The sequence below is a fragment of the Caulobacter sp. FWC2 genome, assembly GCF_002742625.1.
Taxonomy (GTDB): Bacteria; Pseudomonadota; Alphaproteobacteria; order Caulobacterales; family Caulobacteraceae; genus Caulobacter.
Window position 1 is genome coordinate 4,083,411 of record NZ_PEBF01000001.1, and the last position, 14,097, is coordinate 4,097,507.

Below are 14,097 nucleotides of genomic sequence, written 5' to 3' on the forward strand. Positions count from 1 at the left end.
AAGTCCTCACCGCGAAATTTTATTTCAGGCGTTTGAGACAGGCGCGGACGGGCGGTTTCTCGATATCACGCTGAAAGACAACGACTTTTCCTAGAGAATTATTTTCTGCCGCCGGCCTTCACGAAACAAAGGTCGGTGAGGACTTTTCCTCGGCCTGCGTGATCCCCAACAGGCGGCGAATGACCGTCCGATGGAGATCACGATCATGAGCACTCTTGGCCTTTCTCTGAACAGCGCGGGCGCCGCCCCCTTCTCGGCCGGCCCGATGGCGCAGGCGCTTCTGGACATGCTGGGCCGCGCCGAGCGCGCGCTCGAGATCGACCCGCGCCAGGCCAGGGTGTTCCTCGGCCAGGCGTCACGCCTTCTGGAGCCGGCGGCAGACAGCGCTCAGGCGCGGGATGCCGGCCTGGCGCCCTGGCAGGAGCGTAAGGTGCTGCGCCACATCGGCGATCATCTGGACCGCTCGATCAGCAATCACGAACTGGCGGAGGTGGTCGGTCTGAGCATCAGCCACTTCTCCCGACGCTTCAAAGCCAGCTTCGGCATTCCCCCGCGCGACTACCTGATCCGCAGCCGGGTTGAACGCGCCAAGACGCTGATGCTGGATCCCGACGCCTCGCTCTGCCAGATCGCCCTGGACTGCGGCTTCTGCGACCAGGCCCACCTGTCGCGGCTGTTCCAGGCCGTCGCCGGCGTCACGCCGAGCCGTTGGCGGCGGCAACACATCAACGCGGCGGCGGCCTAGAATTGCTCAAAGCGCCCAAGCCGCCCAACGAACCGGTATTTGACCGGCTTGCACGTCGGCGTTCTACTTCCGACATGACCGAAACGACCTACAAGGGCGGCTGCCTGTGCGGCGCGCTGCGCTGGGAAGCCGACCGGGCGCCGGACTATATGGGCCTGTGCTGCTGCGCCGACTGCCGCAAGGCGTCGGGCGGGGGCTTCATTCCGTTCATGGGCTTCGCCGCCGAGGCCCTGACCATCAGCGGCCCAGCGCGGCCGTTCCGCAGCCGGGCGTTCCGAGGGGGCGAGGCCACCCGCAATTCCTGCCCTACCTGCGGGGGCCTCGTCTTCGGCGGCGAGCATGGGCTCAGCGACAGCCACACGATCTACGCCGGAAGCCTGGACGACCCGACCCTGTTCAAGCCGTCCATGGCTCTGTTCGACCGCGACCGTCCTGACTGGGTGATCCTGCCGGACGGCCTGACGGTGTTCGAGACGATGCCGGACTAGAGGAAGCCCCTAGACGAAGGCGCCGGTGTCGTGGTGGTCGGCCGGCTGGGCGACCAGGGCCACCCCGTCGACAGAGGCCGGGATGCTGGCCTTGGCCGCCACGAGGGCGCCGCCATAGCTGGCCTTGCCGTCATAGGCGTCGGTCAGGAAGGTTTTGGTCGCCTCGGCATAGGACCCGACGCCCGCGTTCATGCCGGCGTACATCACGAACCCGGCCATGGCCGCCTTGGCCCCCAAGGCGTCGTGGCCATAGGCGGTGAGGTAGTTCTGCTGCGAGACGATGTAGTCGATGGCCGCGTTGACATTGATCCCAGCCGCCGTCGCCTTGGCGTTGCCGATGATGGTGTCATAGGCCTTCACCACGGCGTCGCGGAACGACAGGCTGTCATAGGCGGTCTTGAACGACGCCCCGCCCGCGCCGCTCATGGCCTGGTTGACCGCGAACTCGATGTATTTGTTGCCGGTGTTGTAGATTGCATAGGCGTAGTCGGTCAGGTCGGTGGTGTTGGCGGCGCTGTCGATCAGGTCGTTCAGGGCCGTTTGGCTGGGCGTCTTGCCGGTAAAGAAGTTCATCGCCTGCAGCGCCAGGGCCGAGGTGTCGACGGAGTAGCCGACCAGCTTGTCGATGAAGACCGCCTTGGTGATCTTGTTGGCGATGACGTCGGCCTGAAGCTGCGCCAGCTCCTTCATCTCGGCATAGAAGGCGTTGACCACCTTCTCGCCGTTCGGCCCGCTCAGATATTCCGACAGCGCCTTGGACGAGCTGGCCGAGATGCCCGCCAGGGCCTTGTAGGCGTCCTTGATCTGGGCGTCGGTGAGTACGATCGGATTGGCGACCGCGCCCGTGTCACCTGTCCCGCCCGTCCCAGAGCCGAAGGCCACGCTGAGCGGCGTATCCAGCGGGAACTTGGTCAGGGCGTCCTTCAGCGTCTGGACGCCGATATTGATCAGGGCCGGATTGGCCTCGACCAGGGCCAGGGCGGCGTCGACCTCGGGCGTCAGCACGCCAACGCTTTTCAGAAGCGGCCGCAGGTCGACGAACTTGAAGGTCGCCTGGATGAAGCCGGCGTCGACCAGCTGGATCAGGAATTGGAAGTCGCGAAGCGTCGGTTCGGCCATGACGGGATCCCTCCAGGACCCTCGCCGCACCACGCGTCACACTCGGTCCTCGAACGCCGTTCTACGGTTACGACGCCCGGGACTGACATCCCCTGGACTGGGGGTAGCCAGGCGGACTCAACCTCCAGGCAAGGTCCCGGGGCGGATATAGGCGAACATGTGCGGGACCCAGTCGGGCTTGCCCAGCGGGACGCCCTGGTTGCGCAGGATCGCGTAGGCGGTGGTGAGATGGAAATAGACCTGGGCCAGGGCCCAGTCGCGCAGGAACTGCTCGCCGGTCAGGTCGAAGACAATGCCGTTGGGCATCTTCAGCTCGATCGGCTTTTCGGCCGCGCCGTCGAAGGCTGAGGCTGGCGTGGCCTCGATCCGCGCCAGGGCGTCCGCCAGCTGGGCCTTCAGGCCGGCGAAGTCGGTCGCGTCCTCGGTCGGGGCGAAGCCTTCGGCGCCGGTCAGGTAGCGCAGCAGGTCGCTGGTCTGGACGCAGACGAACCGCACCTGCGTCGACAGCGGGAACATGTCCGCCGCCAGCCGAGCCTCGATCAGGCTCTCCGGCGCCAGCCCGTGCTCGGCGGCATGGGCCTCGCCCTTGGACAGCTGGGCAGACAGGCCTTTCAGCATGTGGGCGTAGGTCGGGATGGCGATCGCGTGCAGGTCCATGGGCGTCCTCCGGTTTGGCGAGGAGGTAAGCCGACACAGCGGCGGAACGCCAGAGGCGAAGCGCCCTTAAGCCCCAGGCCCGAACCGCGCCACCAGGTCGTAGGCTTCGCCGGGGAACACCTGGCGGACCCTCGTGACGTGCTGGCCCTCGCGCCAGGTGCGGCGGTCGACGACGAGGCAGGCCGCGCCCTCGTCCAGGGCCAGCAGGCGGGCGACGTGGGCGTCGGCGTTGACGGCGCTGATCCGGCTCTCGGCCTCGGTCCAGGCGACATGTTCCAGCAGCCAGGCGCCGGGCGGGACCTGCGTGAAGTCGGCGGCTTCCATCTCCGGCGCGGCCTTCAGCGAGACCAGGCGCCGCTCCAGGGCGAACGGCCGCCCGCCGGCGTCGTGGACCCCGTCCAGCGCCAGCAGCTTGCCGCCGGCCGCCAGTTCGACTTCCTCGGGACTGTCGCGATCGGCGGCGCGGACCGTCCGGATCAGCAGGCGGAAGGCGTAGGTCTCGCCGCGCGCGACGATCTCGGACTGGATGTCGGGGATGTTCAGCACCGGTGCGTGGACCCTCGGCCGCGCCACGAACGAGCCGGCGCGCTTGCGGCGCACGATCAGTCCGGCCTCGACCAGCGCGGCCATCGCCTTGCTGACGGTCATGCGCGCACAGCCGTACCGGTCCATCAGCTCGGTCTCGAACGGCACGCGATGGCCGGGCGCCCATTCGCCGGAGCGGATGCGGGCCTCGATCTCCGAGCGGATGCGCTGGTGCAGCGGCCCGGTCACGCCAGCAGGGCCTTCAGGGTCTGGACGTAGCGCGCGGTGATCGCCTCGCGGGCATGGTGGCGGCCGCCGGAGACCAGCTGCCGGCCGTGCCGCCAGACGGTGTCGATCCCGCCGCCGGCGAAGACCAGGCTGTCGATCAGCGTGTCGCCCGACCTCCCGACGACGTTCGGATGGTTTGTGTCGAGGGTGATGAAGTCAGCCGCCGCGCCGCGCCGCAGGCCGCCCCTTGTCGTCCCATTGGCGACGCCAAGGGCTTGAGCCCCGCCGAGTGTCGCCGCCCGCCAGAGGTCGCCGCCGGTAGAACGGCGCGGACCGCCCGCGAGCACGTTGCGGGCCCGGCGGGTCAGGCGCTGGGCGTATTCCAGGGTCCGCAACTCCTGGGCGGCGTCGATCACGATGTTGGAGTCGGTCCCGATTCCGAAACTTCCGCCAGCCGCCAGGTAGTCCGGTGTCGGAAAGATCCCGTCGCCCAGATTGGCCTCGGTCATCGGGCACAGGCCGGCGGTCGCGCCGCTCTTGGCCAGGCGCTCGGTCTCGGTGGCGTTGATGTGGGTGGCGTGGATCAGGCACCACCGCTTGTCGACCTCGGTGTGGTTCATCAGCCAGCGGACCGGGCGCGCGCCGGTGGCGGCCAGGCAGTCGTCGACCTCTTTCGTCTGCTCGGCGACGTGCATGTGGATCGGCCCGCCAGCGGCCAGAGGGACGATGGCGTCCAACTCCTCGGGCGTGACCGCGCGCAGGCTGTGCGGCGCGATCCCGACCACCGCCTCGGGCAGCGGCGAGACGATCTCGCGACAGGCCTCGACCAGCCGGGCGAAGCCGTCGACATCGTGGATGAAGCGCTTCTGGCCATCGGTGGGCGGCAGGCCGCCAAAGTTGCTGTGGGCATAGAACACCGGCAGCAGGGTCAGCCCGATCCCGGTCTCTTCCGCCGCCGCCGCCATTCGCGCGGCCATTTCGGCCGGGTTGTCGTACCCACCGCCGTCGGGGGCGTGGTGCAGGTAGTGGAACTCGCCCACCCGCGTGAAGCCGCCCTCCAGCATCTCGACCTGGCCCATGGCGGCGATGGCCTGGGCCATGTCGGGGTCCAGCCGCTCCAGGAAGCGGTACATGACCTCGCGCCAGGTCCAGAAGTTGTCTCCGGTCTCGCCGCGCGTCTCCGCCAAGCCAGCCATGGCGCGCTGGAAGGCGTGGCTGTGGACGTTGCCCAGACCCGGCAGGGCGGGACCCAGACGTTGGGCGTCGCCCGCGCTGGTGTCGGTGTCGATGCGGGTGATGCGGCCATCGGTGATGGTGAACTTCACGCCCGGCGCCCAACCGTCCGCCAGCAAAGCGCTCTCGCACCAAACCACCGTGGAAGACTCGGAAATGTGCGCGTCGGTCACTGGACAAGCCTCATCGTTCGCAAATATGTCTATACATATTGAAGCGGCCCGCAAGAGACGGTCCGCGTTGGCGGAGGCAGGCTCATGCGCTGTGATCGGGTGTGGATCAACGCCCGTCTCGCGACCCTCGCCCCGGATCGCGAAGGCCTGGGGATCGTCGAGGACGGGGTCATCGCCAGCCGGGACGGCCGCATCGCCTATGCCGGTCCGGCGGAGGCCGCGCCGACCTTCGAGACGACCGAAACCGTCGATGTCGAGGAGCGCTGGATCACCCCCGGCCTGATCGATCCGCACACCCACCTGGTCTTCGCAGGCGACCGCGCCCACGAGTTCGAGCTGCGCCTGGCAGGGGCCTCCTACGAGGAAATCGCCCGAGCCAGCGGCGGCATCATCTCGACCATGCGCGCCACCCGCGCGGCCTCGGAAGCCGAACTGGTTGCCACCGCCCTGCCCCGGCTCGACGCTCTGATCGCCGAGGGCGTCACCACGGTCGAGATCAAGTCCGGCTACGGCCTGTCCCTCGACGACGAGATCAAGAGCCTGCGCGCCGCACGCACCCTGGCCGACATCCGCCGCGTCGGGGTCAGCACGACCTTCCTGGGCGCCCACGCCCTGCCGCCGGAATATCGCGACGACCCCGACGGCTACATCGCACTGGTCTGCGAGAAGATGATCCCCGCCATCGCCGCGCGGGGCCTGGCCGACGCGGTCGACGGCTTCTGCGAGGGCATCGGCTTTTCGCCCGACCAGATCCGCCGCGTGTTCGAGACCGCGCGGGACCACGGCCTGCCGGTCAAGCTGCACGCCGAGCAGCTGTCGGACCTCAACGGCGCGGCGCTGGCCGCCGAATTCGGGGCGCTGTCGGCCGACCATCTGGAGCACCTGGACGCGGCGGGCATCGCCGCCATGGCCACCTCGGGCACGGTCGCCACCCTGCTCCCCGGCGCCTACTACTTCACCCGTGAGCACAAGCCCCCGCCGATCGCGGCCCTGCGCCAAGCCGGCGTGCCGATGGCCCTGGCCACCGACTGCAACCCCGGCACCTCGCCCCTGACCTCGCCGCTGCTGGTCATGAACATGGCCGCCACCATCTTCCGGATGACCGTGGAGGAATGCCTGGCCGGCGTGACGCGAGAGGCCGCGCGGGCGCTGGGGCTGCTGCACGATCGCGGGACGCTGGAGGCCGGCAAGGCCTGCGACCTCGCCATCTGGGACATCGAGCGTCCCGCCGAACTTGTCTATCGCATGGGCTTCAACCCGCTCCATGCGCGCGTGTGGAGAGGCCAGTGACCGAGCTTGTTCTGAACCCCGGCGACGTGCCGCTGGCCGAGTGGAAGGCGATCTACCGTGGCGCGACGGCGCGCCTGGCCGATACGGCGTGGCCCGCGATCGCCGAGAGCGCCGCCGCCGTGCAGCGCATCCTGGCCAAGGGCGAGCCGGTCTATGGGATCAACACCGGCTTCGGGAAACTGGCCAGCGTCCGCATCGGCGACGCCGACCTGGAGACCCTGCAGCGCAACATCGTCCTGTCCCACGCCGCCGGTGTCGGCGAGCCTTCGCCGGTCCCGGTCATCCGCCTGATGATGGCCCTGAAGCTGGCCAGCCTGGCGCAGGGCGCCTCGGGCGTACGGGTCGAGACCGTGAGGATGCTGGAGGAAATGCTGGCCCAGGGCCTGACGCCGGTGATCCCATGCCAGGGCTCGGTCGGCGCCTCGGGCGACCTGGCCCCGCTGTCGCACATGGCCGCGACCATGATCGGGGTCGGCGAGATCTTCGTCGACGGCGAGCGCAAGCCGGCCGCCAAGGCGCTGAAGAAGGCGGGCCTCAAGCCCCTGACGCTCGGCCCCAAGGAAGGCCTGGCCCTGCTGAACGGCACCCAGTTCTCGACCGCCAACGCCCTGGCGGGCCTGTTCGAGGCCGAGCTGTTGTTCCAGTCGGCCCTGGTCACCGGCGCCCTGTCGACCGAAGCCGCCAAGGGCTCCGACACTCCCTTCGACCCGCGCATCCACACGCTGCGCCGCCACGCCGGCCAGATCGAGACCGCCGCCGCCCTGCGCGACCTGATGGCGACCTCGGAAATCCGCGCCTCGCACCTGAAGGAAGACGAGCGCGTCCAGGACCCCTACTGCCTGCGCTGCCAGCCGCAGGTGATGGGCGCGGCGCTGGACATCCTGCGCCAGGCCGCCGTGACGCTGGAGACCGAGGCCAATGGCGTCTCGGACAATCCCCTGATCTTCCCGGAAGCGGATGAGGCGCTGTCGGGCGGCAACTTCCACGCCGAGCCGGTCGCCTTCGCCGCCGACATCATCGCCCTGGCGGTCTGCGAGATCGGCTCGATCGCCGAGCGCCGCATCGCCATGCTGGTCGACCCGGCGCTGTCGGGCCTGCCGGCGTTCCTGACGCCCAAGCCGGGCCTGAACTCCGGCTTCATGATCCCCCAGGTCACGGCCGCCGCTCTGGTCTCGGAGAACAAGCAGAAGGCCTATCCGGCCAGCGTCGACTCGATCCCGACCTCGGCCAACCAGGAGGACCACGTCTCGATGGCCGCCCACGGCGCGCGCCGCCTGATGGGCATGGTCGAGAACGCCACGGCCGTGCTGGGCATCGAACTGCTGGCGGCGGCGCAGGGCTGCGACTTCCACGCCCCGCTGCGGTCGAGCAAGGCCCTGGAGGCGGTGCGGACGCTGACGCGGAGCAAGGTGCCGCACCTGGAGGATGATCGGCACTTCCACCCGGACATGGAGGCGGCGAACGTCTTGGTGTGGTCGGGCGCGGTGATCGCGGCAGCGGGCAAGCTGCCGGGGGTTAGCTGATGACGGACAGGGTGGGATTCGCCCCCCCTTGGCTTCAGATGACGCCCGGCGACGCGCCCCTGATCGTCAGCCTCCCCCACACCGGGACCGATATCCCGGCCGACATCGAAGCCGGCCTCGTCTCTCCCTGGCTGGCCCGCAAGGACGCCGATTGGTGGGTGGATCGGCTCTACGCCTTCGCCGAGGGGATGGGCGCGACCATCGTGCGGACGGCGATCTCGCGGACGGTCATCGACGTCAATCGGGACCCGTCGGGCGCCTCGCTCTATCCGGGCCAGGCGACGACGGAGCTCTGCCCGACCACCACCTTCGACGGCGAGCCGCTGTATAGCGACGGCGGGCCGGACGCGGCCGAGATCGACCGTCGCCGCACGATCTACCTCGAGCCCTACCACACCACCCTGCGCGAAGAGATCGATCGCCTGCGTACGCTCCATCCGACCGTGGTGCTGTACGAGGCTCATTCGATCCGCTCGCACGTGCCGCGCCTGTTCGACGGCGAGCTGCCGCAGTTCAATCTCGGGACCAACAGCGGCGCCAGTTGCGCCCCCGCCCTGACCGCCGCCGTCGAGGCCGCCTGCGATGCGTCGGGCCTCAGCCGCGTCACCAACGGCCGCTTCAAGGGCGGCTGGACCACGCGCCACTACGGACAGCCGCCCGCCGGCGTCCACGCCCTCCAGATGGAGCTGGCCTGCCGGGGCTACATGGACGACCCGGCCGAGCCCCCGACGCCCGAAACCTGGCCCACGCCCTTCCACGCCGATCGCGCCGAGCCGCTGCGCGCGGTGCTGGAAGACGTCCTCAACGCCTGCCTGACCTTCGCCCGGAGCAACGCATGACCCGCCGCGACAACACCCGCGTCATCCGCCCCGCCACCGGGACGCAGCTCACCGCCAAGTCCTGGCTGACCGAAGCGCCCTTGCGGATGCTGATGAACAACCTGCACCCCGACGTCGCCGAGCGGCCCGAGGAGCTGGTCGTCTATGGCGGCATCGGCCGCGCCGCCCGCGACTGGGAGAGCTTCGACAAGATCGTCGAGACCCTGCGGCGGCTGGAGGACGACGAGACCCTGCTGGTGCAGTCCGGCAAGCCGGTCGGCGTCTTCCGCACCCATGCCGACGCGCCGCGCGTGCTGATCGCCAATTCCAACCTGGTGCCGCGCTGGGCGACCTGGGAGCACTTCAACGAACTCGATCGCAAGGGCCTGGCCATGTACGGCCAGATGACGGCTGGCTCATGGATCTATATCGGCGCCCAGGGCATCGTGCAGGGCACCTATGAGACCTTCGTCGAGATGGGCCGCCAGCACCATGGCGGCGACCTGTCGGGCAAGTGGCTGCTGACAGCGGGCCTGGGCGGCATGGGCGGGGCCCAGCCCTTGGCGGCGGTGATGGCCGGGGCTTCATGCCTGGCCATCGAGTGCCAGCCCTCGCGGATCGAGATGCGGCTGCGCACCGGCTATCTCGACAAGTCGACCGACAGCGTCGACCAGGCCCTGGCGTGGATCGAAGAGTCGAGCGCCGCCAGGACCCCGATCTCGGTCGGCCTGCTGGGCAACGCCGCCGAGCTGTTGCCGGCGCTCTATGAGCGCGGCGTCCGTCCCGATCTGCTGACCGACCAGACCAGCGCCCATGACCCGATCAACGGCTATCTGCCGGCCGGCTGGACCCTGGACCAGTGGGCCGACGCCAAGGCGCGCGACCCCGCTTCGGTCGACAAGGCCGCCCGCGCCTCGATGGCCGTCCACGTCAAGGCCATGCTCGACTTCCAGGCCGCCGGCGTGCCGACCGTCGACTACGGCAACAACATCCGCCAGATGGCGCTGGAGGAAGGCGTGACGAGCGCCTTCGATTTCCCCGGCTTCGTGCCGGCCTATATCCGCCCGCTGTTCTGCCGGGGAATCGGTCCGTTCCGCTGGGCGGCGCTGTCGGGGGATCCGGAAGACATCGCCAGGACCGACGCCAAGGTCAAGGAACTGATCCCGGACAATCCCCACCTGCACAACTGGCTCGACATGGCCGCCGAGAAGATCAAGTTCCAGGGCCTGCCGGCCCGCATCTGCTGGGTCGGCCTGGGCGACCGCCATCGCCTGGGCCTGGCCTTCAACGAAATGGTCGCCAGCGGCGAGCTGAAGGCCCCGATCGTGATTGGCCGCGACCACCTCGACTCCGGCTCGGTCGCCTCGCCCAACCGCGAGACCGAGGCCATGAAGGACGGCTCCGACGCGGTGTCGGACTGGCCGCTGCTGAACGCCCTGCTCAACACCGCCTCGGGCGCGACCTGGGTGTCGCTGCACCATGGCGGCGGGGTCGGCATGGGCTTCTCGCAGCACGCGGGGATGGTGATCGTCTGTGACGGGACCGAAGCCGCCGCCAAGCGCATCGCGCGGGTGCTGTGGAATGATCCGGCCAGCGGCGTCATGCGCCACGCCGACGCCGGCTACGACATCGCCATCGACTGCGCGCGGGAGAAGGGGCTGGACCTGCCGGGGATTCTTTAGCGCGCCAGCATCCCCGCCGCCTCGGCGGGGCTCTTCTTGCCCGTATCGCGATCCACGGCGTAGTTGGCTGCCTGCATCGCCTTGACGTCGATGCTGCCGCCCAGCGGCGTCAGAGCGTCCAGCAGCCGCCGATCCCCAGCCCGCTTCGGCGAGACCAGGATCACTGCGTCATAGGGTGGCAGCGCGCCCTTGGGGTCGCCCAGCAGGACGAGATCGTCGGCGGCGATCCGCCCGTCGGACGAGAAAGCCGAGATGACGTCAGCCTCGCGGCTTTCCAGCGCCCGGTACATGAAGGTCGGCTGGAACTGGCGCTTGGACTTGAAGCCGAGGCCATAGGCCTTGACCACCGCCGCCCATTCCGGCCGCGAGAAGAACTCTAGGTCGCCGCCCATGGTCAGCTGCGGGGCCTTCACCGCCAGATCGGCCAGGGTCTTGACGCCCAGCGCCTCGGCGCGGTCGCGGCGCATGGCCAGCGCGTAGGCGTTCTCGAAGCCCAGCGGCGCCAGCAGCACCACGCCGTCGCGGGTCTTGAGCTCGGAGCGCAGCCCGTCTAGCACCGCCTGGCGGCCGGGATTGTCCGCGCGGTTCAGGACGTTGGCCCACAGGGTGCCGGAATAGTCGACATAGGCGTCGATCTCGCCGCTGGCCAGCGCGCGATAGGCGACCGCCGAGCCGAGGTTGACGCGGCGCTGCACGCTCGCACCCTGGGCCTCCAGCCTGCCGGCCATCAGCTCGGCCAGGATGTACTGCTCGGAGAAGTTCTTGGCGCCGACGACATAGGCGGGACGGCCTTGCGACAGCGCCGCGCCGGCCAGGGGCGCGATCGCCGCCAGCAGGCCGAAGCCCAAGCCTACGCCGCCCGCCCACAGGCGCTTGCTGTCGCGCCGCGCCACGCCAACCTCGATCAGGCCCAGCAGGCCATCGACGATCAGCGCCAGGCCCGCCGAGGCCGCGCAGCCGACCAGCACCGCGACCCAGTCCTCGGTCTGCAGGCCTGAGAAGATGTAGTCGCCCAACGAGGTCTGACCGACCGGCGTCGACAGGGTCGCCGCCCCGATCGTCCACACGGCGGCGGTGCGCACGCCGGCCATGATCACCGGCGCGGCCAGGGGCAGCTCGACACGCCACAGCCGCTGGCGGTCGGTCATGCCGACGCCGCGCGCCGCCTCGACCACGGCCGGGTCGACGCCCGACACGCCCGCCGCCGCGTTCCGCAGGATCGGCAGCATCGAATAAAGGGTCAGGGCCAGCAGCGACGGCAGGAAGCCCAGGGCGGGAAAGCCGTGGCCCAGCACCTTCACCGCCAGCCCGGAGAGCAGCAGCAGTACCGGATAGAACAGCGCCAGCAGGGCTAGGCTGGGGATGGTCTGCACCAGTCCGGCGGTGGCCAGGGCGATCCATTTCAGGCGCGGACTACGGGCGGCGGCGATGCCCAGCGGCAGAGCGATGGCCAGACCCAGCGCCAGGGCCGAGGCCGAGAGGGCCACGTGCCAGCCCAGGCGCTCGGGCAGGACGGCCAGGGCGGAGGAAAGACGATCAGCCACGGGCCAGCTCCGCGAGACGTTCGGCCTGCCGCTTCGGCGCGGCGATCAGGTCGGCGACAACCGGATCGGGATGGCCCGCCAGCAGCGCCCGAGGCGGCGCCTGGGCCAGCACCCTGCCGCCGGCCATCACCACCACCTCGTCGGCCAGCAGCAAGGCCTCGCCGACGTCGTGGGTGACCATCACCGTGGTCAGCCCCAGACGCTCGTGCAGCGCCCGCACATCATCGGCCAGGGCCGCACGGGTCACAGGGTCCAACGCACCGAACGGCTCGTCCATCAGCAGGATCGAGGGACGCGCGGCCAGCGCCCGCGCCACACCCACCCGCTGGCGCTGACCACCCGACAGCTGCGATGGCGCGCGGCCGGCGACCTCGCGCGGCAGGGCCACGAGGTCGAGCAGTTCGTCGGTGCGCTGAGCGATCTGATCCCCCGGCCAGCCCAGCAACTCGGGCGTGACGCCGATGTTCTGCCCGACGGTCATGTGCGGGAAGAGGCCGATCTCCTGGAAGACATAGCCGATGCCGCGCCGCAGCTCGGGCCCTGGTCGGCCGACGATGTCTACACCGTCCAGCAGCACCCGGCCGCTGGTCGGGGTCGACAGGCCGTTCATCAGCTTCAGCAGCGTGGTCTTGCCCGCGCCCGAGCCGCCGACCAAAGCCACGAAACGGCCCTTGGCGATGCTCAGCGACGTCGGCGCCAGCACCGTCTGGCCGCCGTACGTCTTGCTGACCTGGTCGAGGACGATGGCGCTCATGCGGGCTCCGGCGGCGAAAACAGAATCAACGCTCCCGCGCCCCCAAGCGTTGACTCGAAGCTCGGGTGCGACAAGGCGGCGCGCGACAGGTCGCCCGGTTCGCAAGGGCCGAGTCAATCCCGACCATGGGGTCATGGTTAAGGAGCGTCTGATGACAGTCGCGTCGCAAGCCCGTCCGTTCGATCCGCGTCCCCTCCGCCGGCCTATTCGCCAGTGGCCCCTGGGTTTCGCGGTTCTGCTCGCAACGGTGCTGAACGCAATCGTCTGGGGCGGCCTGCTCACGGTCGCCAAGGCGTTCCTGCACCTCTGAGTTTGTTCAGTAGGCGTAGCGTTTGCAACTTCCCCCCGAAGCAAACTGGGCCGCGTCCGTGAGGATCGCGGCCCTTCTTTTTGACTTCAGGAAAGCGCGTCAGCCTAACAAACCACGTCATCCCGCGACTTGTTCGCGGGACCCATGTTCAGCTTTCACGTGAGAGAGCGAGTTCTTTCCGCACCTGCGGCGGGCAGATGGGTCCCGCGAACAAGTCGCGGGATGACGAATGTAGGAGCCACCGAAAACCCGAAAACAGCCCTTAGATCGGCATCCGCATGATTTCCTGATACGCCGAGATCACCTGGTCGCGCACGGCCATCACCGTTTCCAGGCTGGCTTCGGCCGAGCTGATGGCGGTGACGACGTCGACCAGTTCGGCCTTGCCGGCCACCTGATCGGCGATCTTGTGTTCGGCGATCTTGGAGGTCTTGGTCGCGCCTTCCATGGCCGACTTCAGCATGTCGCCAAAGTCCATGCCCTTCTTGTCGGAGCCGCCGATCGAGCCGATCGAGCCGACGCCCATCGCGCTTTGCGAAGCATAGGCCTTGGCGGCGGCGAGCGCGGTGATCATGGCCTAGCCCCTTACTTCTTGAGGATGTCGAGGGTGCGCGATTCCATCGACCGCGCGGTCTCGATCACGTTGAGGTTGGCTTCGTAGGCGCGCTGCGCCTCCTTCATGTCCAGCGCCTCGACCAGCGTGTTGACGTTGGGCAGCTTGACGTAGCCCTTGGCGTCGGCGGCCGGATTGCCGGGTTCGTACTCGGTCTTGAACTCGCTCTGGTCCGGGTCGACGCGCAGCATCTGCACGCCCTCGGCGCCCTGGACCTTGGTCGGCTTGAACACCGGGACCTGGCGGCGGTAGGGGTCGCCGCCAGCGGTGCGCGCGGTCGAATTGGCGTTGGCGATGTTCTCGGCGATGACCCGCATGCGGCCCTGCTGGGCGCGAAGGGCCGAGGAGGCCACGGCCATGGTCGCCAGCGAATTGGATTTGATCTCGGGCATCGC

General features: G+C 69.1%; 15 protein-coding genes. 7 read left to right on the plus strand and 8 right to left on the minus strand.

The annotated features are described in order from the left end of the window. Positions 1-205: 205 nt before the first annotated feature. Positions 206-745 (plus strand): helix-turn-helix domain-containing protein, encoded by a 540-nt coding sequence (locus tag CSW62_RS19335; RefSeq protein WP_158235471.1) that lies wholly within the window; start codon positions 206-208, stop codon positions 743-745. 74 nt (positions 746-819) lie between these two features. Next, positions 820-1,233 (plus strand): GFA family protein, encoded by a 414-nt coding sequence (locus tag CSW62_RS19340; protein WP_099580628.1) that lies wholly within the window; start codon positions 820-822, stop codon positions 1,231-1,233. A 9-nt stretch (positions 1,234-1,242) separates the two neighbouring features. Here the strand turns inward: CSW62_RS19340 and CSW62_RS19345 are convergent, their stop codons facing one another. The 4 genes from CSW62_RS19345 to CSW62_RS19360 form a co-directional block, all read right to left on the minus strand. After that, the gene (locus CSW62_RS19345; RefSeq protein WP_099580630.1) at positions 1,243-2,352 is read right to left on the minus strand and encodes a hypothetical protein; all 1,110 of its coding nucleotides are present in this window, start codon (positions 2,350-2,352) and stop codon (positions 1,243-1,245) included. A gap of 117 nt (positions 2,353-2,469) precedes the next feature. After that, positions 2,470-3,009, minus strand: coding sequence for a DUF1993 family protein (locus CSW62_RS19350; RefSeq protein ID WP_099580632.1), 540 nt, complete (start codon positions 3,007-3,009; stop codon positions 2,470-2,472). Between the two features lie 66 nt (positions 3,010-3,075). After that, entirely contained in the window at positions 3,076-3,783 is a 708-nt protein-coding gene (hutC, locus tag CSW62_RS19355) for a histidine utilization repressor (protein WP_099580634.1), read from the minus strand. Next, on the minus strand, positions 3,780-5,168 hold the full coding sequence (locus CSW62_RS19360; RefSeq protein WP_099580636.1) for a formimidoylglutamate deiminase: 1,389 nt from the start codon (positions 5,166-5,168) through the stop codon (positions 3,780-3,782). Before CSW62_RS19360 ends, hutC begins: the two co-directional genes overlap by 4 nt. An 84-nt stretch (positions 5,169-5,252) precedes the next feature. Here CSW62_RS19360 and hutI point away from each other — a divergent pair, with 84 nt between their 5' ends. From hutI to hutU, 4 genes are read left to right on the plus strand one after another with little or no spacing between them, the layout of a single operon-like run. Next, a complete protein-coding gene (gene hutI, locus CSW62_RS19365; RefSeq protein ID WP_099580638.1) occupies positions 5,253-6,458 on the plus strand; it encodes an imidazolonepropionase in 1,206 nt (401 codons plus the stop codon). Beyond that, the gene (hutH, locus tag CSW62_RS19370; RefSeq protein ID WP_099580640.1) at positions 6,443-7,981 is read left to right on the plus strand and encodes a histidine ammonia-lyase; all 1,539 of its coding nucleotides are present in this window, start codon (positions 6,443-6,445) and stop codon (positions 7,979-7,981) included. The genes hutI and hutH overlap by 16 nt, the downstream gene beginning before the upstream one ends. Further along, entirely contained in the window at positions 7,981-8,820 is an 840-nt protein-coding gene (gene hutG, locus CSW62_RS19375) for an N-formylglutamate deformylase (protein WP_099580642.1), read from the plus strand. Before hutH ends, hutG begins: the two co-directional genes overlap by 1 nt. Beyond that, positions 8,817-10,481 carry a urocanate hydratase gene (gene hutU / locus CSW62_RS19380; RefSeq protein ID WP_099580644.1) on the plus strand — a complete coding sequence of 555 codons (1,665 nt, stop codon included), beginning with the start codon at positions 8,817-8,819 and terminating at the stop codon, positions 10,479-10,481. The genes hutG and hutU overlap by 4 nt, the downstream gene beginning before the upstream one ends. Here hutU and CSW62_RS19385 read toward each other — a convergent pair. Continuing rightward, positions 10,478-12,025, minus strand: a complete 1,548-nt coding sequence (locus CSW62_RS19385) for a glycine betaine ABC transporter substrate-binding protein (protein WP_099580646.1) — start codon at positions 12,023-12,025, stop codon at positions 10,478-10,480. The two genes, hutU and CSW62_RS19385, sit on opposite strands and share 4 nt — an antisense overlap. Further along, a complete protein-coding gene (locus tag CSW62_RS19390) occupies positions 12,018-12,779 on the minus strand; it encodes an ABC transporter ATP-binding protein (RefSeq protein WP_099580648.1) in 762 nt (253 codons plus the stop codon). The genes CSW62_RS19385 and CSW62_RS19390 overlap by 8 nt, the downstream gene beginning before the upstream one ends. A gap of 151 nt (positions 12,780-12,930) precedes the next feature. Here CSW62_RS19390 and CSW62_RS26635 point away from each other — a divergent pair, with 151 nt between their 5' ends. Continuing rightward, a complete protein-coding gene (locus CSW62_RS26635) occupies positions 12,931-13,089 on the plus strand; it encodes a hypothetical protein (protein ID WP_199170645.1) in 159 nt (52 codons plus the stop codon). Positions 13,090-13,351: 262 nt separating this feature from the next. Here CSW62_RS26635 and fliE read toward each other — a convergent pair whose 3' ends face one another. After that, positions 13,352-13,663 (minus strand): flagellar hook-basal body complex protein FliE, encoded by a 312-nt coding sequence (fliE, locus tag CSW62_RS19405; RefSeq protein WP_099580655.1) that lies wholly within the window; start codon positions 13,661-13,663, stop codon positions 13,352-13,354. A gap of 11 nt (positions 13,664-13,674) precedes the next feature. Further along, positions 13,675-14,094 (minus strand): flagellar basal body rod protein FlgC, encoded by a 420-nt coding sequence (gene flgC, locus CSW62_RS19410; RefSeq protein ID WP_099580657.1) that lies wholly within the window; start codon positions 14,092-14,094, stop codon positions 13,675-13,677. Positions 14,095-14,097: the final 3 nt, after the last annotated feature.